The 25440-nt window shown below is 72.3% G+C and carries 20 protein-coding genes; 6 read left to right on the top strand and 14 right to left on the bottom strand.

What is annotated here, in order from left to right; all coding sequences use genetic code 11:
* The first annotated feature begins 37 nt into the window (after window positions 1–37).
* Window positions 38–526 (top strand): SRPBCC family protein, encoded by a 489-nt coding sequence (locus tag AB0M02_RS32645; RefSeq protein WP_364233888.1) that lies wholly within the window; start codon window positions 38–40, stop codon window positions 524–526.
* Between the two features lie 46 nt (window positions 527–572).
* On the opposite strand, the gene AB0M02_RS32640 is transcribed toward AB0M02_RS32645, so the two are convergent.
* The 11 genes from AB0M02_RS32640 to AB0M02_RS32590 all read right to left on the bottom strand — a co-directional run bounded on the left by AB0M02_RS32640 (window position 573) and on the right by AB0M02_RS32590 (window position 16141).
* Window positions 573–1604 (bottom strand): enediyne biosynthesis protein, encoded by a 1032-nt coding sequence (locus AB0M02_RS32640; protein WP_364233885.1) that lies wholly within the window; start codon window positions 1602–1604, stop codon window positions 573–575.
* Complete coding sequence (locus tag AB0M02_RS32635) at window positions 1601–3484, bottom strand: CRTAC1 family protein (protein WP_364234125.1); 1884 nt, start codon at window positions 3482–3484, stop codon at window positions 1601–1603. The genes AB0M02_RS32640 and AB0M02_RS32635 overlap by 4 nt, the downstream gene beginning before the upstream one ends.
* A gap of 114 nt (window positions 3485–3598) precedes the next feature.
* Complete coding sequence (locus AB0M02_RS32630; RefSeq protein ID WP_364233884.1) at window positions 3599–4957, bottom strand: cytochrome P450; 1359 nt, start codon at window positions 4955–4957, stop codon at window positions 3599–3601.
* The gene (locus AB0M02_RS32625; RefSeq protein ID WP_364233883.1) at window positions 4954–5466 is read right to left on the bottom strand and encodes a flavin reductase family protein; all 513 of its coding nucleotides are present in this window, start codon (window positions 5464–5466) and stop codon (window positions 4954–4956) included. The genes AB0M02_RS32630 and AB0M02_RS32625 overlap by 4 nt, the downstream gene beginning before the upstream one ends.
* On the bottom strand, window positions 5463–5900 hold the full coding sequence (locus AB0M02_RS32620) for an acyl-CoA thioesterase (protein WP_364233881.1): 438 nt from the start codon (window positions 5898–5900) through the stop codon (window positions 5463–5465). Before AB0M02_RS32620 ends, AB0M02_RS32625 begins: the two co-directional genes overlap by 4 nt.
* A 5-nt stretch (window positions 5901–5905) precedes the next feature.
* On the bottom strand, window positions 5906–11704 hold the full coding sequence (locus AB0M02_RS32615; protein ID WP_364233880.1) for a type I polyketide synthase: 5799 nt from the start codon (window positions 11702–11704) through the stop codon (window positions 5906–5908).
* Between the two features lie 4 nt (window positions 11705–11708).
* A complete protein-coding gene (locus AB0M02_RS32610; protein WP_364233879.1) occupies window positions 11709–12674 on the bottom strand; it encodes a DUF1702 family protein in 966 nt (321 codons plus the stop codon).
* A gap of 101 nt (window positions 12675–12775) precedes the next feature.
* Entirely contained in the window at window positions 12776–13771 is a 996-nt protein-coding gene (locus tag AB0M02_RS32605; protein ID WP_364233878.1) for a DUF1702 family protein, read from the bottom strand.
* A 94-nt stretch (window positions 13772–13865) separates the two neighbouring features.
* A complete protein-coding gene (locus tag AB0M02_RS32600) occupies window positions 13866–14393 on the bottom strand; it encodes a copper resistance CopC family protein (protein WP_364233875.1) in 528 nt (175 codons plus the stop codon).
* A complete protein-coding gene (locus tag AB0M02_RS32595) occupies window positions 14390–14968 on the bottom strand; it encodes a hypothetical protein (RefSeq protein ID WP_364233872.1) in 579 nt (192 codons plus the stop codon). Before AB0M02_RS32595 ends, AB0M02_RS32600 begins: the two co-directional genes overlap by 4 nt.
* Before the next feature lie 96 nt (window positions 14969–15064).
* A complete protein-coding gene (locus AB0M02_RS32590) occupies window positions 15065–16141 on the bottom strand; it encodes a carboxymuconolactone decarboxylase family protein (protein ID WP_364233870.1) in 1077 nt (358 codons plus the stop codon).
* Between the two features lie 193 nt (window positions 16142–16334).
* Here AB0M02_RS32590 and AB0M02_RS32585 point away from each other — a divergent pair, with 193 nt between their 5' ends.
* From AB0M02_RS32585 to AB0M02_RS32565, 5 genes are all read left to right on the top strand, one after another.
* Window positions 16335–16904 carry a DUF5987 family protein gene (locus AB0M02_RS32585; protein ID WP_364233868.1) on the top strand — a complete coding sequence of 190 codons (570 nt, stop codon included), beginning with the start codon at window positions 16335–16337 and terminating at the stop codon, window positions 16902–16904.
* Window positions 16901–18538, top strand: coding sequence for a GMC family oxidoreductase (locus AB0M02_RS32580; RefSeq protein WP_364233866.1), 1638 nt, complete (start codon window positions 16901–16903; stop codon window positions 18536–18538). The genes AB0M02_RS32585 and AB0M02_RS32580 overlap by 4 nt, the downstream gene beginning before the upstream one ends.
* Window positions 18539–18546: 8 nt before the next feature.
* On the top strand, window positions 18547–19620 hold the full coding sequence (locus AB0M02_RS32575) for a carboxymuconolactone decarboxylase family protein (protein WP_364233865.1): 1074 nt from the start codon (window positions 18547–18549) through the stop codon (window positions 19618–19620).
* A 625-nt stretch (window positions 19621–20245) separates the two neighbouring features.
* On the top strand, window positions 20246–21025 hold the full coding sequence (locus tag AB0M02_RS32570; RefSeq protein WP_364233863.1) for a helix-turn-helix transcriptional regulator: 780 nt from the start codon (window positions 20246–20248) through the stop codon (window positions 21023–21025).
* Window positions 21026–21122: 97 nt separating this feature from the next.
* Window positions 21123–21749: a MerR family transcriptional regulator gene (locus AB0M02_RS32565; RefSeq protein WP_364233861.1), complete on the top strand. Its 627-nt coding sequence runs from the start codon at window positions 21123–21125 to the stop codon at window positions 21747–21749.
* Between the two features lie 61 nt (window positions 21750–21810).
* On the opposite strand, the gene AB0M02_RS32560 is transcribed toward AB0M02_RS32565, so the two are convergent.
* Genes AB0M02_RS32560 through AB0M02_RS32550 form a run of 3 tightly spaced genes read right to left on the bottom strand, consistent with a single transcriptional unit; the run spans window position 21811 to window position 25426 of the window.
* Window positions 21811–22614 carry a TIGR03084 family metal-binding protein gene (locus tag AB0M02_RS32560; RefSeq protein WP_364233859.1) on the bottom strand — a complete coding sequence of 268 codons (804 nt, stop codon included), beginning with the start codon at window positions 22612–22614 and terminating at the stop codon, window positions 21811–21813.
* A complete protein-coding gene (locus AB0M02_RS32555; protein WP_364233856.1) occupies window positions 22611–23879 on the bottom strand; it encodes a cytochrome P450 in 1269 nt (422 codons plus the stop codon). Before AB0M02_RS32555 ends, AB0M02_RS32560 begins: the two co-directional genes overlap by 4 nt.
* A complete protein-coding gene (locus AB0M02_RS32550) occupies window positions 23876–25426 on the bottom strand; it encodes an AMP-binding protein (protein ID WP_364233854.1) in 1551 nt (516 codons plus the stop codon). The genes AB0M02_RS32555 and AB0M02_RS32550 overlap by 4 nt, the downstream gene beginning before the upstream one ends.
* Window positions 25427–25440 lie beyond the last annotated feature (14 nt).

The raw sequence follows: 25440 nt of genomic DNA, 5'->3' as shown, positions 1-25440 counted from the left end.
GTATGCCGACGGCCCCGGGGCCGAATGCGACGTTCACGTGGCAGCCGACAGCGCACGGGTGTGGGAGCTCGTCACCGACATCTCGGTGCCCGCCCGCTTCAGCCCCGAGCTGTACCGGACCCGGTGGCTGAGCGGGCACCGCAGCCCGGCCGTCGGTGCCCGGTTCGAGGGCTGGAACAGCCATCCGGCGATCGGCGAGTGGCGGACCGTGGCGCACGTGCTGTGGTTCGACGCCCCCCGCCTGTTCGGCTGGGTGGTCCTCGACGAGGACAACCGCTTCGGCGGCGGGCCGGTCGATCCGGAGCGGCCCGGCGCGACCTGGCAGTTCCGGGTGACCGAGGTGGACGGCGGCTGCCGGCTGTCCCAGTCGGTGCGGATCGGGCCGGGCCGCTCCGGCCTCAGCCTGGTCATCGAGCGGGCGCCGGACCAGGAGGAGCAGATCGTGGCACGGCGGCTCGCGGCTCTGCGCGACGGCATGACGGCCACGCTGAACGGCATCAAGCGGGAGGCCGAGCAGACACGCTGAAACACCGGTTGCCGGCCGGGGCCGGCAACCGGTGCGGCAACGGATCTCAGCGGCTGACCGGGAGCTCCACCGCGGCGGGCGGCGGCACGGGCGTCAGATCAGGGATACGGCGATTGCGCTCACGCATCGACTTACCCCACCAGAACAGGCCGCGGATCAGGCAGACGATCGTGACCGCGAAGAACAGCGTGTAGACGACGTTGAACACCATCAGCACGCCGTAGACCATGGCCACGCTCGAGCCGAACATGAACTGGTTGCGGCCCGAGGACGGCGTCGTGCCCGGGTCCGTGATCATGTAGTTGGTGAACAGCACGAACGCGACGCCGGTCATCAGGCCGAGCGAGGCCCACAGCGACACGTCCCAGATCCAGTGCCGGATCAGCGCCTGGATCACGAAGCCGCCGGCCCAGCCGACGATGAGCAGCACCTTCTTGGTCAGCACCGCGTTCAGGATGGTGCCGGCCGTGATGATGATGATCGGGATCATGATGCGGAAGACGTCCGGGACGTTCTCCGTGAAGTGGTACGGCGGCGCGACGTTCACCCAGGAGAAGGCCAGCAGCGTGATCGTGATGCCGAAGTTCGACGGGTTCATGAAGTGCCGCATGCGCCCGTTGATCGGCGCCTGGAGCACCGCCTTCTGCCCGATCGCCACGACCACCGCGAACGCGATCGGCCAGAAGTTGTCGTTCGCGTAGAGCAGCATGTTCGCCGCCAGCGCCGTGATGTGGGTCGGCAGCAGGAACGTGTACATGCCCCAGGCGCCGTTGCTGCTGTAGGCCGCCCGCCGCCCGTGGGCGCGTGCCGACACGTACTCGATGAGGATCTCCACGGTGTAACCGATACCGAGAGCGAACAGCGGCCACGTCCACGGCTGCTCGAACCCGAGCACGGTGTAGCCGAGGATGTTCAGGATCGACATCGAGATCGCGAAGTTGCGCAGGGCGAGGTATCGAGGGTCCCGCCCGTCCACGCGCGGCACCGGCGGCAACGTGGCCGGCGCGGGTCGTGCGGGCGCCAGGGTCGCGGTGCCGTTCTTGGTACCGGCGACGGCGGCCAGCTTCGTGTCCGTCATGAGGTCGTCATCTCCCGGGCGGTGTCGGTCAGCATCAGGTCGTGCCAGCCAGGCGCCAGATCGAGCACCTGCTTGTGTGTCGCGCCGGCCAGGTCGCGCCAGCACACCTCCGCCTTCACCGGGCCGGCGTTCGCACCGAGGCCGAAGAAGACGTCGAAGCTGCGCTTGCCGCTGTGCCCGCCGCCGCCGTCGAGCTGGGCGACCTGGCTACGGCCGTCGGCGGTGGTCACCTTGACCAGGGCCCCGTACGCCGGTGTGCCGCTGCCCTGCTCGCCCCCGGCAGCCGGCCGGTACAGCCGCAGGCCGAGGTGGCTGCCGGACGGGGTGCCGGTGTTGCGGTAGAAGGCCGGCGGGCCCCACTGACGGGCGACGGCGAAGTCCTGGGCGCCGTCGGAGTCGGTGTCGGCCACGGCCACCCCACGGGTGGGGATCTCGGTGTCCAGGCCGAGTTCGGGGCTCAGGTTCACGTACCGGCCGTTGTCCTCGCGGACCCAGAACGCGACCGGGTTGGAGCCGGAGATGTCGTCGCCCGGCTCCGCCTTGGGCCACATGTCCGGGTTGGCCAGCAGCAGGTCGTTGGCCGCGGCGAGCTCCTGCAGCCAGTTGAACCGGTTGATGGTGCCCTTGACGAAGCCGGCCGACTGCACGATGGCCAGCCGCCCGCTGTTGTCGAAGTCGGCCATCTTGGCGTCCCAGCCCCAGCCCACCCAGGCCAGGTTCTTGGCCGCTGCCTTGTTGTCGAACGGCGCGACGCCCCGGGACATCTTCTCGCGGGCCTGTTCCGGGCTGGCGGCGGTGTTCTGCCAGACGAAGTTGCTCTCCTCCAGGCCCCAGCTCTGCGTGATGTTGCTGACGAACATGTCGAACCGGCCGGTGCCGTTCAGGTCGGCGAAGTCGATCGACATGCCCTTGAACGAGTCGTGGCCGAGCACCAGCGACTTCGGGGTGTACGCGCCGCGGCGGCCCTCGGCCAGCTCGAAGCTGATCGAGCCCGGCGTCGACGTGTTGTGGAAGAACCGGTCGTTGCCGAAGTCATTGGCCACGTACAGCTCGGGCAGCAGGTCACCGTCGAGGTCGGCGGAGGCCGCGCCGAGGGTCCAGCCGGTGGAGAAGCGCGGGTCGATCGCGACCTGTTCCTCGAAGGTCACCGTCGGGTTGTCGCCGGCGGTCGCGCCGGTCCACCGCAGGATGTGCGCGCCGCCGGAGTTCTGCGCCCGCGACATGGAGTCGTTCATCGAGACGTTGGGGTGGCCCTTCGGGTCCAGGACCTGGGTGTCCGGGAAGTAGTTGAAGATGCCCACGTCCGGCTTGCCGTCACCGTCGAAGTCGGCGATCGAGACGGCGTTGGTGTTCCACAGCGGGCCGCTGTAGAGACGGGCGGCGCTCTGCTGCGGCACCACCTCGACGGCGTGGTAGGACGCACGGCTCAGCGGACCGGAGACGCCGGCCTTGTGCAGGAACATCACCGGCGTGCGGCCCCAGAACACCACGAGCAGATCGGTGCGGCCGTCCAGGTTGAAGTCGCCGGGGACGCAGCCCATGGGTGCGATCGCCGGTCCGGTCGGCAGCGGTTCGGTGCCGAGCACGAACGGCTCGAACGGCGGTGTCTTGCCGGGCGCCGCCGTGACGATCACCGCGTCGCTGCGGGGGTCGACCAGGCACAGGTCGTCGGCGACCCCGCCGCCGTCGAGGTCGTTGACCGCGACGCCGGCGCCGACCGAGGAGATCCACGAGCGGATGTGGTGGTACTTCGAGTTGACCTGGCGGACCGTCCGCTGCGGCAGGCCGGCGGGCAGCGCCACCGGCAGTTCGGTGAACGCGAACCGCGAGGCGATCGCGTTGCGCACCTCCGCGGAGGCCGAGGGCAGCCGGGCGATCATGAACAGCCCGGCGACCAGCACCAGTACGAATACGACAGGAATGAGTCGGCGAAATGGCCCGACCGATGTCGGCGGCAACGCTCCCCCTAGCGATCGAAAGATGGATGAGTTGAGTCAGGCCGCCGCGTGCACGGTCATCGGCAGGCCACCGCGGATCCGCAGCGAGAGCATCGGCTCGGGCACCGCCGGGCGACCGGGCACGCTGGTCAGCGTCAGTTCGCGGGACAGCATCGCGATCACGAAAACGGCCTCCATGAGGCCGAGGTGGTTGCCCACGCAGAACCGCGGGCCGGCGCCGAACGGGATGTAGGCGTATCGCGGCCGGTTGTTCGGCGCGTCCGGGTCGAAGCGCTCCGGGTCGAACTCCTCGGGCCGGCTCCAGAACGCCGGATGCCGGTGCAGGGTGAACGGGCAGATCAGCACGTCCGCGCCGGCCGGAACGGCGTAGCCGCCGATCTCGTCGCCGGCCAGCGCCTTGCGGGGCAGCAGCCACACCGGCGGGTACAGGCGCACCGCCTCGTCGACGACCATCGCGGTGTACTTCAGCCGGGTCAGGTCGGCGTACGTGGGCAGCCGGTCGCCGAGCACCGACCGCGCCTCGTCGCGCAGTCGTTCGCGTACCTCCGGATGCCGGTCGATCAGCGAGAGCGACCAGCTCAGCGTGCTGGCGGTGGTCTCGTGACCGGCCAGCAGCAGCGTGACCATCTCGTCGCGCAGCCGCTGGCGGCCCACTCGCGGGTCGGCCTCGGCCCGCGCGGACACGATCAGCCGGGACAGTACGTCGTCGCGGTCCTTGATCTCGGTGCGCTCGTCCACCAGCCGGTCCACGATCGTCTGCAGCCGGCGGCGCGCCCTGCGGAACCGCACCTGGCGCGGCAGCGGGATCCACTGCGGCACCGCGCTCAGCGACGCGAGCTCGAACATCGCCTGGTCCTGCACGGCGGCGAAGTCGTCGCCGATGGCCGGGAACCGGTCCAGTTCGGCGGCGAGCAGCGTCCGGCCCAGGACACCCAGCGTCAGGCCGGTCATCGCCGCGACCACGTCCACCGGGCCCTTGCCGGTGTGCTCCCGCAGCCGGGCCACCAGCCGAGCGCCCTCGGCGGCGACCACATCGGCCTGCTCGGCGATCCGCCGGCTCTGGAACGCCGGCTGGATCACCCGCCGCTGCTTGCGCCACAGCTCGCCCTCGCTGGTGAGCAGGCCGTCGCCGAGGGCACGGCGGGCGTGCACCAGGCCGATGCCCTTGTGGTAGTTCGCGGCGTTGTCGGCGAGCACGTGCTTGGCGTGCTCCGGATGGTTGAAGAAGTACAGCGTCTTCGGCCCGACCGGCAGTTTCGCCGCGTCGCCGTACCGGCGGGCGGCGTCGGTCATCATGCCGAGCCGGTCCGAGTTCATCACCAGCAGCATCCGCAGCGCCGCGCCGCGTCCGGGTCCGGGCGGGATCAGCCGTGACCGGCCCACGTCGACGCTCATGCCGTCACCTCGGTGCGCTCGCGGGCCAGCCGCCGGAACCGGCCGTCGGCGAAGAGCAGCGCCTCGTCCGCGGTCCGTTCCAGCGACAGGAGCCGGCCCAGGAAGATGGTGTGGTCGCCGCCGTCGTACGAACGCCACAGCTCGCACTCGAAGTGCGCCACCGCCCCGGCCAGCAGCGGTGCGCCGCTCAGCTCGCCGGTACGCCAGCCGGCGAACTCGAACTGCTCCTTGCCCAGCGGCCGGCGCCGGTCGGCGAAGTAGCGCGCCACCGGCTCCTGCTCGGCCGACAGCACCGACACGGCGAACGTGCCCGCGCCGGTCAGCGCGCCGTGCATCATCGCGTCCCGGCCCACGCAGACCAGCGCCAGCGGCGGGTCGAGCGAGACCGAGGTGAAGGCGTTGGCCGTCATGCCGTGCGGCGCCGCGCCACCGACGGTGACCACCGTGACCCCGGTGGGGAACGCGGCGAAGGCCTTCCGCAGCGCGGCCGTGTCGTCTCCGGCGTTCACGACGCTCTCCTCTCGTACGGCTCGAGCGCCTCGGCCAGCGCCGCCGGCACCCGGGTGGGCGCCGTACGGGTGTTGGGGCCGCGCATGCACGCCACCCGCTGGGTCCCGCGGGCGACCAGGGCCTCGGTGCCTCCGGGGTCGAGGCGGACGTAGTCGAACCCGAACTCGATCTGGGTCTGCGCCAGCTCGCGCAGGTGCATCCGGATGGAGAGCTCGTCGAACGCGGTGATCTCGGCGAAGAACTCGCAGTCGACCCGCAGCGTGAACAGTTTGAGGTCGGCCTGCAGGTCGGCCAGCACGTCCGCGGCCCGTTCCTTCAGGAACATCTCGCGGCACCGGCCCTGCCAGCGCAGATAGTTGACGTAGTAGACGTTGCCGACGATGTTGGTCTCCTCGAACCCGACCGTGTGCCGGTACTCGTAGAAGTCCGCCACCACCGTCACCTCCCCTCGGTGAGAACCGCGAACACGACCGGCGCCGCAACGCCGCGCAACGTGGTGACGAAGGTGGCCACACGAGCCGTACCGGCGCTGAACACCGTCCAGCCCTCGCGCCCCGCCGGCAGCAGGGTCAGCGCCTCGCCCATCAGGCCGGCCTTCTGGACGCACTCCGCCGCGGCCCACACCCGGGTCGACGCGGTGTGCGGGTCCTCGCCGGTCTCGGTGGAGACCAGCGCAGCCAGGCCGGCGTGCTTGCCGAGCAGATCCGTCCAGACCTTCTCGGGGCGCTCGCTGACCGGTTCGGCGTCGCAGCCCAGCGCACCGGTACCGGTCACCGCCAGGGTCACCCCGGCGCCGTGCGCGATCGACAGCGACCGGCCGCCGGGCAGCTCGGGCCGCCCGTCGGGGCGATACGTCACCTCGACGGCCTCCCCGGTCGCCCGCTGCGCCGCGACGCGAGCGGCGGCGCGCCGCCGGGCGACGTGGCCATCCGGGCCGTCCGGGCCGTCCGGGCCGCCGTTGGCCTCGTCCGGTTCCACCGCGACCGCGACCTGCACGTCCAGCAGGTCGCCGAGCGCACGCTCAAGGAACGGCCCGAGCAGCGGGGCGACCCACGGGCCCCGGCCGTCCTGTTTGCGGACCGCCCGCAGGCGCAGGCCGTCCCACCGCTCCACCGCCTCGCCGCCCGCCGTGCGCAACACGATGTCGTAGACGTAGGTGTCGCCGTCCCGGCTGCGCTCGGTGGCGCAGTAGCGCAGGTCCTGCTCACCGGACAACCGCGGCCCGGCCGGGCGGATCCGTTCCACACCGGCGGGCAGCAGCGTCGCGTCCGGGACACAGACCTGGTTGCCGTGCATCAGCGCGTCACGGACACCGGGGTCGCCGAGCAGCAGCTCGTCGGGCACGAACGTGGCGAACCAGTCGACGCCGGCGCGCGCACGCACCTCGGCGTCCACGTCCCGTGCCGCCGCCCGGCGATAGCCCAGCAGCCGCTGGAACCGGTCGCCCTGGAACAGCACCCCGCCGTACAGGTCCTCGGACGGCGTCAGCGGCACCCGCGCGATCGCGTCGGATACCTGGTCGGGCGCTCCGGCCGGGACCGGGTCACCGGTGTAGCGCAGCGTCGCGCTGAAGTGGTCGGCCGCGTACGCGGTCTCCTCGCTGCGGATCGCGACCCGCAGGGTGTCCTCATCGATCACCACGGCGGCCACCCGGATCCGGCCCCGGCCGTACGGCGAGACCACGATCGGGCGCAGGAACTCGGCGTCCTCGATGACCGGCGTCCGGGTGTCCCCGGTGACCGCCGCGGCGACCTGCGACATCGCCTCGATCCCGAAGACCGCCGGGAAGAGCAGGTTGCCGTCGAGGAAGTGGTCGGCCAGATAGAGGTCGGTGCCGACGTTGAGATCCACCTCGGTCACCAGCTCCACGCCGTGGTAGCGGATCAGCGGCCGTTCCAGGAAGCGCATCAGCGGGAGCTCCGGCAGCGCGTACCGGACCGTGCCGATGCCCTCGGTGCGCCCGCTGATCACCACGACGCCGGGTGCCTCCGGGTCGGCGAGCAGCCGGCGCAGGATGCCGATGCCCTGGTCCGGGGAGATCGGGGTGACGCCCTCGCGGCTGAGGGTCTCGACGACCGAGAGCCGCTCGCCCATGCCGACGCCGGACCACACCGACCACTCCAGGCAGAGCGTCCGGCAGTGCGGGTTCTCCCGCCCGAACGCCACCGTGGACTCGGCCAGCCAGTCGTTGGCCGTGGCGTAGTGCGCCTCGCCACGCAGACCGGCCCGGCCGATGATGCTGCCGAGGGTCACCAGCAGCCGCAGCGCTCCGGTGTCGACGGCGTCGAGGGTGGCGGCCAGGCCGTCGAGCTTCGGGGCGAACGTCGACCGGAACGCCGCCATGTCGAGTGCGGCCAGCCCGGCCGGCTCGTTGCGCCCGGCGCCGTGCAGCACGGCCGTGACCGGCCCGAGGTGCCCGGTCAGCTCGCCGACGGCGCGGCGGACCTGAGCGGGGTCGGTGACGTCGGCGCGGGCGTAGCGTACGGTGACGCCCGCCTCGGCGATGCGGCTCAGGTTGGCCGCGAGCTCCGTGTCGGCGGCCGGGTCGGAGCGCCCGATCAGCGCCAGCGCGGCACCGCTGTCGGTGGCCATGGCCAGGGCGCACTCGGCGGTGATGCCCTTGCCGCCGCCGGTGACCAGCAGCACGTCGTCCGCGCCGAGAGCCGGCGCTGTCCGCTCCGCCCGCACCGGCATGACGCGCAGCGTGGGCACCCGGCGCGCGCCGGAGGTGTCGTAGTGGACGTCGCGGTAGTCGGTGGTGCCCGCCACCTCGGCCACGACCCGTTCGATCACCCGCTCGTCGCCGGGCAGGGTCACGATCGTGACCGGCGTCCGCGGCGACTCCAGATGCAGCGTCTTGGCCAGCCCGGACGCGCCGCGACCGTGCTGCACCAGCACGTAGCGGGTGCCCGGGGCTCCCGACACGACACGGGCGCCGGTCAGTGCCAGCTCCAGCGCCGGTTCCGGGCAGGACTCCGGCAGGCAGACCAGCACACCGTCACCGAGCCGCGCGTCGCGCAGCGCGGCGGCCAGGCGTTGCGCCCACGGGTGGTCCGCGGGGGCGAACACCTGCCAGGCACCGGTCACCTCGGGCGCCACCCGGTGCGGCCGGGGCACCTCGTCCAGGTCGATCCGCCAGGGCCGGGCCCAAGCCGCCGCACCGGTCACCTGCCGGTCCGTCGTGGCCTCTGCGCCGAGCGGACCGGTGCCGGCCAGCTCCTCGATCGCCTCCGCGAGCTCCCGCACGGTGGCGGTGGCGAAGTTGGTCGGCACCGCGGCGGGCGGAACGTTCATCTGCTGCGCGAGCTGGTTGACCACCTGGCCGACCGTGATCGAGCTCAGGTGCAGGTCGTCGAGGAGGCGGCTGTCCGGCAGGACGGCCTCCAGCGGCAGCTCGGCCCGTTCCGCGGCCAGGCGGCAGAGCAGGTCGACGACCGATTCGGCCGGATCGTGGGCCTCGGCCGGAGATTCGGCCGGGGTGGCGGGCACGCTCGCCGGAGTGCTCGGCGGCAGGCGCAGCGCGGGTGCCACCTCGCACGGGTTGCCCAGGAACGAGAACTGCTGGCCGACTTGCAGCGGGCGCACCAGGCGCCCGGCGAACAGCGCGGCGTCGACCGGGGCGGCGCCGGTGACGTACGCCGCACCGACCACCCTGAGCAGCCCGGCGATCGACTCGTCATCGGTGTCGAGGGCGACGGCCGGCACCTCGGTGCACCGGGCGGCCAGCCCGGTGAGCACCCGTCCCGGCCCGACCTCGACGAACAGGTCGATGTCCTTCGCGGCCAGCTTGATGGCCTGGGTGAACAGCACCGGGTCGGTGATCTGCCGGCGCAGCAGACCGGGCACGTCGGCGGTGGCGGGCAGCACGTCGCCGGTGACCGTGGAGACCAGGCGGCGCTCCAGCGGCCGGAACGGCTCATCGGCCAGCGCCGTGCCGAACGCGTCCGCGGCCGGTGCCACCAGGGGCGAGTGGAAGGCGTGCGAGACCGTCAGCGCGGTGGCGTTCATCCCGGCCTCGCGGGCCCGGGCGCAGGCCGCCTCGACCGCGTCCTGCGGCCCGGCGATCACGGTGTTGTCCGGCCCGTTGTACGCCGCGATGACCACCGGCAGCCCGCCGATCAGCGGATCGACGGCGGCCGGTTCGGCGCCGATGCTGGCCATCGTGCCGGACGAGCTGTGCCGGGCCATCGTGCGGCCGCGGACCGCCGCGATCCGCAGCAGTCCCTCCTCGTCGAGCGCGCCGGCCCAGTGCAGGCCGGCGATCTCACCGAGGCTGTGCCCGACCGCCACGGTCGCCTCGACGCCCAGGGCGCTCAGCGTGCGCAGCCCGGCCGCCGCGCCGGTGACGATGCGCGGCTGTGCCACCTCGGTGGCCACCACGTCGGCGCCGGACGGCAGGTTCGCGCGCAGGTAGACGTTCTCGGCCTCGGCGAAGCGCCTCCGCAGCGCGCCGCCGCTGACACCCCGGCCCGAGCCCTGGCCTGGGAACAGGAAGCCGATCTTGCCGGGCTCACTGACGTGGCCGAACAGGCAGCGGCCGTCGGAGGAGAAGAACCGGCGCTCGCCGGAGCCGACGGCGTCGCGTACCTTGCGCAGCCGGCGTTCCGCGTCCTCCGGCGACGAGACCACCACGGCCACCCGGTACGGCAGCTCGCGCAGTTCGCCGTGCAGGGTGGCGGCCAGGTCGGCCAGCTGCGCGTAGGACAGCGTGGGCACGAACTCGAGCAGCTCGTCGAGGCGGCCCAGCAGCTCCTGCGGCGTACGGGCGTCGACGGTCAGCAGCTCGGCGTCCTGAACGCCGCCGGCGATCGTCCGGGTGCGCGTGTCCATCGTGGCGCGGCGCCGCGGCCGGGCGCTGTCCAGCACGATGTGGGTGTTGATGCCGCCGAAGCCCATCGCGGTGACACCGGCGCGGACCGGGGTCTCGGCGGGCCAGGCCTCCGCCCGCCGCAGCGCGCGCAGGGCCGGTGTGCCGTCGGAGAGCAGGCCGTGCGGGTCCACGCAGCCCACCGCCGGCGGCAGCACCTCCTGGTGCACGGCCATCGCGGCCTTGATCAGCCCGGCCACGCCGGCCGCCGCCTTGGTGTGCCCGATCATGCCCTTGATCGATCCGATGGCGGCCGGCGCCGATCCCGGCGCCGCCTCCGCCCGGGCCAGGGAGAGCGCCTCCAGCTCGGTGGCGTCACCGACCTTGGTGCCGGTGCCGTGCCCCTCGAAGAGGCCGACCGTCTCGATGCCGAAGCCGGTGCGCTCGTACGCCCGGCGCAGCGCCAGGCGGTAGCCCTGGATCTCCGGGCGGGTGATGCCACCCTTGCCGTCGGAGGAGATGCCCCAGCCCGCGACGGTGGCGTAGATGCGGTGGCCACCGGCGCGGGCGGCCTCCTCGCGCATCAGCACCACCATGCCGCAGCCCTCACCGGGCCAGAACCCGTTGGAGGCGCGGTCGTAGACCCGCATCTCGCCGGTGGCCAGCGCACCGGTCTTGGCGAACCCGATGATCTCGAAGGGGTCGATCGACAGGTCGACGCCGCCGGCGATCGCCACGTCCACGTCGCCGTCCAGCAGCGTCTTGCAGGCGGTGGAGACCGACAGCAGCGACGACGAGCAGGCGCCGTCGACGGTGTAGCCGCCACCCTTGAAGTCGAAGTGGTTGCAGATCCGCCCGGCGATCGTGTTGGCCAGCGCGCCGGCCAGGGTGTCCTCGTTGACCTCCGGGAACGGGCTCTTGAACGTGGTCTCGAAGTCGTCGAGGAACTGGGCCAGCTGGTCGTCGGTCCAGTCCTGCTCCTTCAGGGCGGCACCGACCATCCGCCGCACGTACGGCCAGCGCAGCCGCAGCTGGTTGGCCCGGGAGAACTCGCCGGTGAGGCTGTTGCCCACGACCACACCGGTGCGCTCGCGGGGAAGTCCCTCACCCATCGGGAAGCCGGCGTCGGCCAGGGCCGACGCGGCCACGTCCAGAGCCAGCCAGTGCGTCAGGTCGGTGGAGCGGAAGGTGCTTCCGGCGATCTTGTACGCGACGCGGTCGAACTCGTAGCCCTCGATCACCGCCGCGTTGCGTGCGTAGAACCGGTCCGGCGCCGCCGGGTCGGCGTCCCAGTAGTCGTCCAGGCGCATCCGTACGTCGGGCAGCCTGCGGAATGCCCGGCGGCCCGCCAATGCGTTCTCCCACAATTCTCGTGGCGATTCGGCGTCGGGATAACGACACGCCATACCCACCACAGCGATTCTGCTCATCCTGTCAGCCTTTCCGAGCGGGCACGAACGCACTTTTGATGCGCTGCCGCCATATCTCGAATTCCGGAAGTCCGCCCTCTGCTTTCAGACCGGCGCGCGCCTCGTCGGTGACCGCCGAGGCCTCCGCCGCCGACCGGCCGCACAGCACCCGGGCGGCCGCCTCGGTGTGCGGCATCATCAGCCCGGCGCGGACCCGGGCGGCCGCCGCGAACGCCACGCCCTGCGCCACCTCGCCGCGGTACGGCCCGGCCTCCACGGCGAGTTGTTCCAGCTCGGCCTCGGCGGCGCCACCGGCGTACCCGGCGGCCAGCCCGGTGCCCGCCCAGAGGTCGGGGCGCCGTCCCTCCGGGAAGCCGGCGAACAGCCGGGACACCTGCTGCACGTCGGCGCCGGCGACGAACCAGCAGGCTCGCCCGACGCCCTGGTCGATGGCGCGTACCGCGTAGCCGCCCGGGTCGTCCGCGAAGGGGAACCGCTCCTCGCGGTAGCGGTCGGCGACATACCGGGTGGTGTGGAAATACGCCTGGTGGAAGCCGTATCCGTCGAGGACCAGCCAGCGCAGCAACGGGTCCGGGGCGTGCAGCCGGGAGTGCAGCAGCCGGGGCAGCCGGGCCATCGCCCAGCCCACGCCGACGTAGGCCATGTACACGTGCGGGCCGCCGGGACCGGCGAGGAAGTCGGCCACCCGGCCGCCCCGGCCGGGCATCGCGTCGCGGATGGCGAGTGCCATGGCCGCGCCCTCGTACGCGAAACCCCGCCACATCGGGGGCATCTGATCGAGTGGCTCCGCGACGTCCGCGGGCCGGCGGGCTTCGGCGGCCTCGCCGAAGCCGGTGAGAAACGATCTGCCGACCGTCTCCAGACGGTTGCGCCGCGCCTCGTCCGTGACGTGGAAACCGCGCTTCGCACACGTCGTCTCGGAAACGTCTGGGGTCAGGACGCGGCGTCGCAGACTTCGCCAAGCTTTCATCAGAGCACTCCCGGAGGCATCGGTTGTGATGCCATCATTTACGGGAGTCGTGGTTTATTTCATCTTCATTGTTGCGGCCTTATGCTAATAGATAGCGGTCATCACCGGGATACATTTTCCGCCGCCACTGCGAAATGCGCGCGGATGCGGCGCCGCCACACCTCGTAGTCCGGTTCGGCGTCCGAGCCGTCGCCGGTCACCGAGACCTCGTCGGCGAGCGCGGCCGCGGCCTCGACCGGCATGCCGGTCAGGGCGTCCAGCGCGACCGCGGTGTGCTCGGGCTGGAAGCCGGAGAAGTGCCGGGCCTTCGCCGCGAACACCGCGCCCTGTGCGAGATGCGGGTGGTGTTCACCGGCCAGGCGCACCATCGTCCGCAGCCCGGCCTCGTCGCAGCCGCCCGCGAACGCGGCGGCCAGCCCCACGCCGCTCCACAGGTCGGCCTGCCGGTCGGCCGCGAACGCGCCCACCGCGGCGGCGATCTCGTCGACGCGGGCACCGTGGATGAACCAGAGCGCGCGGCCGAGGCCCTGGTCGACGACGCGGGGGAAGTAGTCGGCGCGTCCCTGCCACGGGTACGCCGCGAGCCGCTCCTGCCGGCCGACCCAGCGCCCGGTCTCGAAGTACGCCCGGTCGAAGCCGTACCCGTCGACCGCCAGCCAGCTCATCGTCGGGAAGTACGGCGTGCCGGTCAGGTCCGGCAGCACGCCCTTCCACAGCGGCCGCGGCAGCCGCGCCATCGCGAAACCGATGCCGATGTAGGTCAGGAAGATGTGCGGCCGCCCCGGGCCGGTGAGCAGTGTCCGGGCCCGATGGCGGCGCGGGCCCGGCATCGCGTCGATCACGGTGAGCGCCATCGCGGCACCCTCGTACGCGAAACCGCGCATCTCCGGCTCGACCAGCTCCAGGCGCCGCTCCAGCTCCCACTGGTCGCGCATGTCGATGCCCCACTCGAAGCCGCAGATCACCGCCTGCGGCACCGCTTCGAGCCGGGTGGTGACCTCGCCCTCGACCACGGGAAACCCGCGGCGGGCGAAGGTCGTCTCGGAAAGCGCCGGCGTCAGCACCAACCGGCGCAGGGAACCCAGGGTCGTGGGCATCTCCGGTCCTCCTCAGCGAACGCCGGCGGCACAGCACGGCCGGCGCACCCATCGTGGTACGCCGGCCGCATCCCGCGCGCCTTCCGTCGTGCGCTCACGCCCGCCCGCGCCACCGCCGGAGCACCAGCGCGCCCACCAGCACCAGGGCCAGGACCAGGTCCACCAGGAGCAGCCCGAGGCTCAGCGGGTCGTCGGCGCCGTGCCCGCCGTGCGCGTCGGGAGCGCCGCCCGCGACCGGCGCGCCCGCACCGCCGGCCACCGTGAACCGGGCGCTCCCGGCCACCTGCTGACCGTCGCCGAAGAGCACGTGGTACGCGGCTGTGTACTGCCCCGCGGCGAGGCCCGCGATCGGCAGCACCAGCCTGCTCCCGTCCACCCACGGCTCCTCCGTGGGCACCTGCTCACCTCCGGCCGACGACACGACCAGATGGAACGCGCGGGCGCGTACCCGGCCGTCGAAGACCACCTCGAACTCCGCCGGCGGGGCGGCCAGGCTCGCGCCGTCCGCCGGTACCGTGCCGGTGAACCGGGCTGTCTCCGGCTCGGCCAGCGCCGCCACCGCAAGCGTGCCGAACACCAGCACGGCGACCAGCCCGGCGAACAGGCGCGACCCGGTTGTCACGACACGGCGGGGGCGAGCACCCGGCGGCGGGCGCAGGTGCACTTCATCAACTCGGCCTCGGCCGGCTTCGGCCGCAGGTGCAGCACCATCGCCACGACCATCGGCAGGAACACCACGGTGTTGTAGAACAGGTGCAGCTCGACCCGGGGGAACACGGTCTGCGCCACGCTGGTCGGCACCGCGGCGCCGAACAGGAAGTTGCCGGTCTGCGCCTGGACGAACAGCAGCAGGTGCTCGATGTGGTGCCAGAACTGGATCACCAGCGCCACCGTCCACCAGGTGCGCGCCCGGCCCTGGAACCCGCCGCGCAGCAGGAACAGGCCGATCAGCATGATCAGGGCGTATCCGTAGTGCAGCCACTCCGATGTGACCAGCCACGGGTAGGCCACGCCCAGGACGCCGCGGGACTTGGGAACGGGCCAGCCGAGCACCCAGATCTGGTAGGCCTGCGTGAGGTGCTCGGCCCAGTGCGCCAGCACCACGAGCAGGAAGACGTTCAGCCCGATACGGTGATATCGGGTGTTCAGCAGTTCGATCGGTCCGGCCCGTTCGGACCGCACTTCGGCAGCGCTCATGATCGGCCTCCTCGCCATAGCCGTCCCGGCGGGCGCAGGCCGCCGGCTGCGCCTCACCTTGCCGGAAGCGCACTCCGTGAGGTTCTTCGATGATGCTCAATTCGTGACCGGGCCGGCCGTCGCCGCCTGCCGGGTACCGATCAGCGCGGCCGCCGACCAGGACGCCCAGGCCGCGGCGCCGACCAGCGCCGCGTCACCGGCGTGGTACCGCCGGAACTCCGCCACCACCTCGTCGCCAGCCTGATAGGACGCGACCGCGGTGAGCAGCGCCAGCCGGGCGGCGGCACGGTCTGCCGGCGACAGTCCGGCGATCAGGTCCTCGCACCAGGCGGTGCTGATCCCGGTCTCCTCGCCGCGCCAGCCCGCCAGGTGGTCGGTGACGAGCCCGCGTACCTCCGGGGACAGCGCCCGCTCGCCGGCCCGCCCGAAGGTGACGTCCGCGGCCGCCATCGCCGCCGCGACGGCGGGGCGGGGCGCGGCCCACGCCGCGTGACCGGGAAGCGGCGCGGCCGGCAGCAGCGCGGCGGCCCGGCCCGGCTCCCGCGGGGTGCGCAGCGTCGGCCGCATGATCCGGCTGATCCCCCGCTTGAGCCGGCGCCTCGACCACGGCGCCATGCCCGGCGGCAGCATGAAGTTGGCCAGGAAGACGTTGACCATCCGGGTCAGATAGTGGAACGCCACGACCACGCCGATCAGGTCGGCGCGGTCGGCGGCGCCGAGACCGGCGGGCGGCGGCGCCGCCTCGTCGAGCAGGTGAGCGGTACGCCCCCAGGCCGTCACCGCCCGCAGCCCGGGATCCGCGATGTCGGCCACCCGGTCACCGGCCACCGCCTCGGCGTCCTGCTCGCCGGAGAGGTCGTACATCCCGACGGTGTGCATGTCCGCGCAGTACGGGCAGATGTTCGCCACCGACACAGCGGCGGCCACCGCCTCCTTGGCCGCCCGGTCGACGCCACCCGACGCCGCCATCGGCTCACGTACCAATGCCCAGTACGCCGCGAGGACGTCCGGCGCCGGCGAGTGCATCAGCGCCGGCGGTACCACGATCCGCATCTCGTCGGCGACCTGCGCGTACACCTGGGCGACCAGCCCGGCCGCCGAGGCGATCGGCACCGGCACCACATGCCTGACCTGACGCTGGACCACCGAGGAAGAGACTCGTCCGGCAATCATCTGTACCTCCGCCCGTCGCCGTCCGTGCCGCCAGTATCGGCGCCCGCCGATCCGTCCGGCGGTCCTCGGGCCCGGCTGCGCACGACCGAAGAAGCGCGGGTCACGGCCACGATCTGACGGCAACGAGGAAGATGCGACCCGGATGGCCCGCCGACACGATGGTCCCGACCCTCACGGACAGGAGGCGCTTGCGGTGACCCTCGACGAACCCGCGCAGGACCCCACCCGAACCCTCGTGCTCGAGGCGTTCGCCGACACGATCATTCCCGGCGAGAAGCGGTTCCCCGGCGACCGCGCGGTCGCCGGGGCGGCTGCCGGCGGCGGCGCGGTGGCGGCCGGCGCGATCGAGCTGCTCGAGCACCCGGCCGGCGGCCTGGCCGACGCGCTGACCACCCTGGTCTACTCGCTCGACGAACACGCCCGCGAGTACGCCACCGCCCGCGACCTCGAACTCGACGAGTCGGTGCCGGCGTTCGTGGCGCTCTCCTTCGAGCACCGCACCGCCCTCGTCGACCAGCTCACCCAGCCGGATCACCCGGAGAAGCAGATGTGGGTGGGCCTGGCGCTGTTCAGCAACATGGCGTTCGACAGCGCCGCGCACCTGAGCACGCCCGCCGCGCTGGCCGCGGGCCACCCGGGGCTGCACACCATCGGTTACCGGCTACCGGACGAGGACGGCCTATGGCGTTTCCCGTCCTTCTCCTACGGGCGCCGGCTCGCCGACCTCCACCCTGACACGACGACGACGGGCAGCCCGGCATGACGACTAACGAATCGACCGACGCCCTCATCATCGGCAGCGGGTTCGGCGGGGCGATCCCGGCGTACCACCTCGCCGCCGGCGGTGCCCGGGTGACCGTGCTGGAGCGCGGGCCGTGGCTGCAGAGCGAGGAGTTCGAGCACGACTTCCTGCTGGGCTCCTCGTACACCCGGGTGTTCGACTTCGTGGTGGGCGACGGGATGAGCGTGCTCGGCGGCAACTGCGTCGGCGGCGGCAGCGTCGTGTACTTCGCGACCATGCCGCGCGCGCCGAGGTTCGTCTTCGAGCGGCGCGGCTCGATCGGCCGGCGCATGTGGCCCGCGTCGATCAACCGGGACACCCTCGACCCCTGGTACGACCGGATCGCCGAGGCCCTTCCGATCACCCAGCAGACCTGGGACCGCGTCCCGTACGCCGGCGGCCTGTTCGCCGCCGCCTGCGCGCACGCCGGCCGCACCGCCAACCCGGCGCCCTCGGCCGTGGACGTCGGCATGTGCACGAACTGCAACTGGATGATGGCCGGCTGCCGGTTCGACGCCAAGAAGTCGCTGCTGCTCAACTACCTGCCGGCCGCCCTGGCGCACGGCGCGGAGATCCGCCCGTTGCACGAGGTGCAGCAGATCTCCCGCACGAGCGACGGCGGCTACCGGGTGCACTACCGGATCGTCGACGGCGAGGACTACCGGATCCTGCACGACAGCGGCACGATCGACGCGAAGATCGTCATCGTGGCGGCGGGCGCCGGTGCCACCCCGGTGATCCTGCAGCGGTCGGAGACCACGCTCGGCGCGATGCCGCACGCGGTGGGCCGCTACTTCTCCGGCAACGGCGAGCGGCTGAACACCGCGGTCTTCGACGAGGAGCGGGTCCGTGACGTGCTCGGCCTGAGCCGTGCGGACGGGCGGGCGTACGAGGCGTACCAGATCGGGCGCGGCCCGACGGTGGCCAGCTGGGACCGCCTGGACGGCAGTCGCCCGGAGTACGAGCGCTACTCGCTGGAGCAGCTCTACTTCCCGCCGGGGCTCGGCACGATCCTCGCGCAGGCGCCGGACGCCGCCGGGCCGGCCTGGTTCGGCGTGGACAAGAAGGAGATGCTGCGACGCTGGCAGTCCTGGCTGACGATCTTCATCATGTCCGAGGACGACAACGAGGGCGTCTTCGGCCCGCCGCCGGCCACCGGCAACGCGCACCGGTTCTCCCAGCAGATGCTGGGGCACGGCCCGCTGAGCTACCGGCCCACCGCCAACACGGCGCGGGGCTGGTCGCTGGCCGACGCCGACATCAAGGACATCCTCGAGCGGGACGGGCTGGCGAAGGTCCGGCCGTGGACCAACGATCTGGTGGGGGCGTACACCGTGCACCCCCTCGCGTCCTGCCGCATCGGCGACGACCCGGCCACCTCGGCCCTCGACGACCGGCACGAGTTGCGCGGGCATCCGGGCATCTTCGTCACCGACGGTTCCGCCGTACCGGGTGCGCTGACCGTGAACCCGGCGTCCACGATCGCGGCGCTGGCGGAGCGCGCGATGCCGGGCATCGTGCGGGCCGCCCGGGAGCGCGGGATCGAGGTCACCTACGGCGCGCCGTCGCCGCTGGGCGAGACCGCGGGTCGCCGGGCGACGGCCGGGATCCGGTAGGCCGGGCGGTGGCCAGGCTGTTCGCGGCGGCCACCCGCCGCGTGGTGCCCATCCAGGTCCGGTACGTCACGCCGGTGGCACCGGACCGGGCCGAGCCGCTCGTCGCGGCCGTCTACCGGCGGGTCGAGCAGGACTTCGGCATGCTCGCCCCGCCGATCGCACTGCACTCCCCCGCGCCGCCGGTGCTCGCCGGCGCGTGGATGATGCTGCGCGAGTCGCTGCTGGCGAACGGCCCGGCGAGCCGGGCGGCGCGGGAGGCGGTGGCCGCCGGGGTCTCCCGGGCCAACCGCTGCCCGTACTGCGTGGACGTGCACGCCACCGCGCTGGCCGGGCTGATGCGCGGGCCGGACACGGCCGCCCTGCTGACCGGGCGGCTGGACGAGCTGCGGACGGAAGGGCTGAGCGCGCTGACCGGCTGGGCCGGCGCGCCGGACCGGCCACCGCCGTTCCCGCCGGCACACGCACCGCAGCTCATCGCGGTCGCGGTGGTGTTCCACTACTTCAACCGGATGGTCAACGTCTTCCTGCCCGACTCACCGCTGCCACCGGTGCCCGGCCCGGTGAAGACGGTGCTGCGCCGCGGCGCGGCGCGGATCCTGGGTGGGCTCGCCGAGCGCGGGCACGCGCCGGGCGAGGCGCCCGGTCTGCTGCCGCCGGCGCCGGTACCGGCGGATCTGGACTGGACCGCCGGGGAGCCGCATCTGGCGGCGGCGTTCGCGCGGGCGGGAGCGGTGATCGACGCCGCCGGCGACCGGGTGGTTCCCCCGGACGTACGCGCCATGGTGCGCGACCGCCTCAGCGCCTCCGTGGCGCCCCTGCCGAGCATGACCGAACGCCGATGGGTCGAGGACGCGGTCGCCGGTCTGGCCACCGCTGACCGGGCCGCCGGGCGGTTCGCGTTGCTCGTGGCGTACGCGTCGTACCGGGTGACGCCGGCGGACGTCGCCGGGTTGCGCGCCCGCGACCTCGACGACCGTTCCGTGGTCGAGCTCGCCGCCTGGGCCGCCCTGACCACGGCACGCCACCAGGGCGCCGCCGCCGCCCGTGACTGGGCCGCTCACCAGGCCCGTTGGAGCCGCTGAGCGGCCGAACCACACGCGTCAACGCCGGCCCGGGGACCCCGGGCCGGCGTTCGTGTGTGCGGTAGTTTCGGGACGATACCCAAATTCTCAACCTGAGCATTGCAGTACGTCGATGCGCAGGCACATCCATATTACCGTCGAGTTAATGACGCTCATCTAATCCAAATGTGACACCACCAAGTACCGCGCGAATCCCCAAAAAGGGACTTTGCTCTCCGAAGCAAACGAAAATCCGACAGCACGTGGGAAGTGGCTCGCTCCACTATCCGCCGCGCTCCAGATAACAAGATCAGCGAAGAAACGCCTGGTTAATCGCCACCCTCTCCATGATTGCTCTCTGTCCACACCCGGTGATCCTCAGTGTTGTCAACGGCATTCACCTGGGATAGCCTGGCTTCGGCACCGCAGCTGTCCAAAGTGCAGCACCGGCATGTAAAGACGCGCACGGGGGCTATAAATCGGTGATTGGCATCGTCAACGGTATTAACCGTTTTGGTTTTTCCGCCAACCAGCCCGAGCTTTTCGCCTGCGCGGCACCTTTCCGATCGGACGGGACTACGAGGCCGTAAACGGAGGCGTCATGGAAGACACGACCAGACGGGCAATCAATCGCGCAATCACCACCATGCGCGACAATCTCGGCGAACAGCTGACCGTCGACGACATGGCCCGATCGGCCATGTTCAGCAAGTTCCACTTCACCAGGGTGTTCCAGCGGGCGACCGGCGTCTCGCCGGGCCGCTTCCTGTCCGCGTTGCGCCTGCAGCGGGCCAAGTTCCTGCTGGTGTCGACGAGCCTCAACGTGGCGGACATCAGCCTCAGCGTCGGCTACAACAGCGTCGGGACGTTCAGTTCGCGGTTCACCCGCAGCATCGGGATGTCACCGACCACGTACCGCCGCCGGGCCGGCTACGCACCACACATCCCGATCGACAACGCCGCCACCGCGGCGCCCTCGACCGCCCGGGTGTCCGGTCACATTTCCGAAAGACCCCACGAAACCGTTTTCATCGGCCTGTTCCCGGCCCGCATTCCGGAGGGCAAGCCGGTCTGCTGCACCGTTCTTCCGCACGGCGGCGATTTCACCTTCGAGTCCGTTCCGTACGGTACATGGCACCTTCTCGCCCAGGCTGTGGGCACCCAGCCGACCGGCGCACCCGAGGCCAACCGGCCGCTCGCCGTGGCCACGCACGGCCCGCTGGAGGTACGCCGCGACACCCACATCCGCATCGACCCGGACTTCCAGCCGATCAGCGAGATCGACCCACCGGTCCTGCTCGCACTCATGGACAGCCGGAAGCTGGCTCTGGCCCGAGTCGCCGCGGCCGGGCAGCGCCCCGCCGAGCCGCACGCGATCCGGCCGATGATCACCCCGTTGTGCGAATCGGGCCGGACCGCCGCCTGAGGGCCGGCATCAGCAGGGCTTCGCGGCGCTACCGGACCGGCCAAGGTCTAGATTGGACGCTCTGAGCACGGCGCCGTGAGACCCGCGGGGAGATTGGATGCGTATCTCAGAACTGAGCAGGCGGACGGGCGTGCCCGTCGCGACGATCAAGTTCTACCTCCGCGAAGGGCTTCTGCCGGCCGGCACGCCCACCGGGCGCAACCAGGCGCAGTACGACGAGTTCCACGAGCGCCGGCTGCTGTTCATCCGCGCGCTGACCGGCATCGGTGAGCTTGAGCTGTCCACGGTGTCGGGTCTGCTGTCCGCCATCGAGCAGCGCAACTCACTGCCCGCGCTCTACCGGGCCGCCAACCGCGCCGCGCAGCCACACCTGGACACCACGAAGACGGTCAACGACGTCGTGCCCGAGCGCACCGATGTGGACCGTTTCATCGCCGACCTCGGCTGGCAGGTCAACGCTGACGTGCCGGGCCGCGAGCGCCTGGCCCAGGTGCTGGCGTCGCTGCGGGAGCTGGGCTGCGGCTTCGGCGTCGACTTCTTCCGGCCGTACGCGGAGCTGGCTGAGGGGTTCGCCGCCCAGCAGCTCAGCATGATCCCGGAGGAGGGGCAGGTCGACGGCGCGGCCGCGGTGGCCCGGGCGGTCCTGCTCGACGTCGCCATCGCCGCGCTGTGCGGTATGGCCCAGGAGCACCTGGTGGCGAAGCGCTTCGGCAAGTCGAACTGAGCCGAGAACGAACCGGCCCGGCAGCTCGAGGCTGCCGGGCCGGTGTGCGTCTGAGGGGTTCTCAGCGCGCGGCTGGCGCGAACTGGCCCGCCCGCCGGCCCTCGCCGGCCGGGCCGCGGTACGCCTGCGCGATGCCGAGCCACGCGTCCGCGATCTCACCCGTCGCCCGCAGCGCCAGGTCGTCGCGGTGCCTGCGGCGGGTCACCAGCAGGCAGAAGTCGGCGGCCGGGCCGGTCACCCGCTGCGGCGAGTCCTCCGGGCCGAACGCCCAGACCGTGCCGGACGGCGCGGTCAGCTCGAAGCGGAACTCCGCATCCGGTACCTCCAGGCCCCGGGCCAGGTATCCGAAGTCCCAGGTGCGCACGGCGAACCCGACCAGGTGCCCGATCCGGTCGGTGTACTCGCGCCGCACGCCCAGGCCGTCGGCGATGTCCTGCCCGTGCGCGAACGTCTCCATCATCCCGGCCGCGGCCAGCACCACGGCCGGGAGCGGCCGGACCAGCCAGGGCACCATCTGGTCCGGCGGCAGCGCGTTCAGGGCCTTCTCCGCGCCCGCCCGCTCGTCGCGCCACCGCGCGAGCAGCACCGGCGGCGGCTCGGCGAGGAAGCCGGCCATCGCCGCGACGACGTTGGCGTTGAAGTCCGGCGAGAGCCGGGAGGCGACCGACTGGAACGCGGCGGCGTCCGAGGCGGCCAGCGCCGCCAGGCGGAACGTCGCGGCGAGGTGGGCGATCTGGTGTGCGACCGTCCAGCCGGGCGCCGGCGTCGCGGTCGCCCAGCCCTCGGCGTCCAGGCCGGACACCAGGTCGTCGATCTCGGCACCCTCGGCGATCAGGTCGGCGATCACGTTCGGCGGCTGTGTCACGCGTGTTCCCCTTTCAGATGTGCGGGCATGGATTTGATGCCGTTGACGAAGTTGGACTCGAGGCGGACCACCGGGCCGTCGACCCGCAGGCCGTCCAGGTGCGGCAGCAGCTCGGTCAGCATCGTGGTCAGCTCCAGGCGGGCCAGGTGCGCGCCCAGGCAGAAGTGCGGCCCGATCCCGAACGCCAGGTGCCGGTTGGGCGCCCGGCCGAGATCGAGCGTGTGCGGTGCGGCCATGACGGCCGGGTCCCGGTTGGCCGCCACGTAGTAGAGGACCACCTTGTCGCCGGCGGCGATCGCCTGACCGGCCAGCTCGGTGTCCACGGTCGCGGTACGCCGGAACTGCATGATCGGCGTGATCCACCGCAGCAGCTCCTCGACCGCGACCGCGACCGGCACCCGCCCCTCGACGAGGTGGGCGAGCTGCTCGGGGTGCGCCGCCAGCGCGTCCAGCGAGCCCGAGATCGCATGCCGCGTGGTCTCGTTGCCGGCCACGACGAGCAGCAGCCACAGGTTGCAGAACTCCCGGTCGGACAGTCGCTCACCGTCGATCTCGGCGTTCGCGAGCCGGCTGACCAGGTCGTCGGTGGGCTCCTCGCGGCGCTGCAGAGCCATCCGCAGCGCGTACTGGAACGCCTCGCCCATGGCCGTGCGGTACGCGTCCACGTCACCGCCGCCGAACTCCGGGTCGTCGAAACCGACGAGGTGGTTGCTCCAGCGGTACAGCAGATGCCGGTCCTCCCGGGGCACGCCCAGCAGGTCGGCGAGCACCAGCAGCGGCAGCTCCGCCGCCAGGTCGGTGACCACGTCGAAGGAGCCGGCCGCCACCACGCGGGCCACCAGGTCCCGGGCGTGCACGGCGATCGCCTCGGTCAGCCCGCGTACCGCACGGGGTGTGAACACGGCGGTGACCAGCTTGCGGATCCGGGCGTGCTGCGGCGCGTCCATGTTGACCAGCAGCTGCCGGGTCTGCCGGAGGTCGCCCGGCGTGCGGGGGTCGACCAGGAAGGCACCCTTCGCGGCCGAGGAGAACACCTCGGGACGCCGGGACGCCTCCAGCACCGCCTCGTACGACGTGACCGCCCAGAACCCGGGCCCGCGGGTGGTGATCCGCCCGCCGCTGCTGTGCCGCACCAGCAACGGCTCCGGAGTCCAGCGGATCCCGCCGTCCGCCCGGATGCGGTCGAACTCCGGGTGCGGCACACCGCGCAGGTAGGTGGCGGGCAGAGCGATGTCGGCCGGCGGCGCGCTCGGCGGGGCGGTCATCGCGGCACCCGCTCACCGGCGACCGCGACCGCCGGGGCGTACCTCTCTCGCAGTTCTCGTTTGCGCAGTTTGCCGTTCTCGTCCCGGGGCAGCGACCCGGCCAGGTGATAGTCGCGCGGCACCTTGAATCCCGCCAGTGACTCCCGCAAGTACTCGTCGAGCCGCTCCGGCAGGTCGTCGCCCGCCTCCTCGCCCGCGACGACCACCGCGACCACGCGCTCGCCGAACTCGTCGTCGCCGACTCCGACGACCGCGGCGTCGCGGACGTGCGGGTGGCTCAGCAGCACCGCCTCGACCTCGGCCGGGTAGACGTTCACCCCGCCGGTGACGATCATGTCCTGGGCGCGCCCGGTCAGGTACAGATAGCCCTGCTCGTCGACGTGGCCGACCTCGCCGTAGGTGAAGGTGTCCGGCGCGTGGTACGCCCCCCGCGTCTTCGCCGGGTCGTTGTGATATCGGAAACGCCGGCCGCTACGGCGGCGGATGAAGATCCGTCCGGTGTGACCGGGCGGCAGCTCGGCACCGTCCTCGCCGAGGATCAGCAGCTCGGACGGCGGCACCGCCCGCCCGACGCTGCCCGGCCGGCGCAGCCACTCGGTCGAGCCGATGAGCGTGACCACTCCGCCCTCGGTGGCGCCGTAGTACTCGGTCAGCACCGGCCCCCACCACTCGATCATGGCGCGTTTGACGGCCTCCGGGCAGGCGCCGCCGCCGTGCCAGACCCGTTCCAGACCGGCGCCGGAGAACGCGGCCCGGCTCGCCCGGTCCACCCGCAACAGGCGGACCAGCTGGGTCGGCACCAGGTGCACCGCGGTGATCCGCTGACTGTCGATGACGTCCAGCGTGGCCACCGGGTCGAAGTACGGCCGGATCACCAGGCGGGAGGACTGCAGCAGGGCCAGCAGGGCGAAGAACAGCTGGGCGGAGTGGTACCACGGGCCGTCCAGCAGGACCCGGCCGTGCGCCGGCACCCCGAGCACCACCCGGGCGTAGTCGATCAGCCGGTCCACCCGGTCGAACGGGGCGCCGTGGGCGAACATGTTGTTCACCACGCCCTTGGGCCGGCCCGTCGTCCCCGAGGTGTACAGCATGATCGAGCCGCAGATCTGGCCCGCCCTCTCGGCGGGGTCGGCCGAGGCGAGCAGCGGCCCGGCCGGGGTGAACCCGTCGAGGGCGTGGTCACCGAGCACCAGGCGCACGGGCCCTCCGGCGGCCGCGGCGGTCGACGCGTACGCGGGCTCGGTCACCAGCACCCGGCTGCCCGAGTCCGCCAGGATGTAGGCGATCTCCGGTGCCGTCAGGTGCCAGTTGACCGGCACGACCGTGACACCGAGGTGCAACCCGGCCAGCAGGACCTCGAACGTCTCCCGCCGGTTGCCCAGCAGGCAGGCGATGACATCGCCGTTCCGCACGCCGGTCCGGGTCAGCACGTCCATCCACCGGTTGACCCGTGCGCCCAGCTCACGCCAGGTCACCGCGCCGTCGGCGTCCAGCATCGCGATCGCGTGCCCGTCCTGGGCGACCTGATCGTTCAGCAACGTCGGCATCGGTCTTCCACCCT

Origin of the sequence: Actinoplanes sp. NPDC051861 (genome assembly GCF_040681145.1) — a bacterium.
Classification (GTDB): Bacteria; Actinomycetota; Actinomycetes; order Mycobacteriales; family Micromonosporaceae; genus Actinoplanes.
Note: the sequence above shows the minus strand (reverse complement) of the source record. Positions and strands in the feature narration are given on the sequence as shown.

Coding starts and splice junctions, on each gene's coding strand:
- AB0M02_RS32640 (WP_364233885.1), bottom strand. CDS start 1,604: ATGACGGACACGAAGCTGGCCGCCGTCGCCGGTACCAAGAACGGCACC.
- AB0M02_RS32635 (WP_364234125.1), bottom strand. CDS start 3,484: ATGATCGCCCGGCTGCCCTCGGCCTCCGCGGAGGTGCGCAACGCGATC.
- AB0M02_RS32630 (WP_364233884.1), bottom strand. CDS start 4,957: ATGAGCGTCGACGTGGGCCGGTCACGGCTGATCCCGCCCGGACCCGGA.
- AB0M02_RS32615 (WP_364233880.1), bottom strand. CDS start 11,704: ATGAGCAGAATCGCTGTGGTGGGTATGGCGTGTCGTTATCCCGACGCC.
- AB0M02_RS32610 (WP_364233879.1), bottom strand. CDS start 12,674: ATGAAAGCTTGGCGAAGTCTGCGACGCCGCGTCCTGACCCCAGACGTT.
- AB0M02_RS32605 (WP_364233878.1), bottom strand. CDS start 13,771: ATGCCCACGACCCTGGGTTCCCTGCGCCGGTTGGTGCTGACGCCGGCG.
- AB0M02_RS32595 (WP_364233872.1), bottom strand. CDS start 14,968: ATGAGCGCTGCCGAAGTGCGGTCCGAACGGGCCGGACCGATCGAACTG.
- AB0M02_RS32590 (WP_364233870.1), bottom strand. CDS start 16,141: ATGATTGCCGGACGAGTCTCTTCCTCGGTGGTCCAGCGTCAGGTCAGG.
- AB0M02_RS32580 (WP_364233866.1), top strand. CDS start 16,901: ATGACGACTAACGAATCGACCGACGCCCTCATCATCGGCAGCGGGTTC.
- AB0M02_RS32570 (WP_364233863.1), top strand. CDS start 20,246: ATGCGCGACAATCTCGGCGAACAGCTGACCGTCGACGACATGGCCCGA.
- AB0M02_RS32565 (WP_364233861.1), top strand. CDS start 21,123: ATGCGTATCTCAGAACTGAGCAGGCGGACGGGCGTGCCCGTCGCGACG.
- AB0M02_RS32555 (WP_364233856.1), bottom strand. CDS start 23,879: ATGACCGCCCCGCCGAGCGCGCCGCCGGCCGACATCGCTCTGCCCGCC.
- AB0M02_RS32550 (WP_364233854.1), bottom strand. CDS start 25,426: ATGCCGACGTTGCTGAACGATCAGGTCGCCCAGGACGGGCACGCGATC.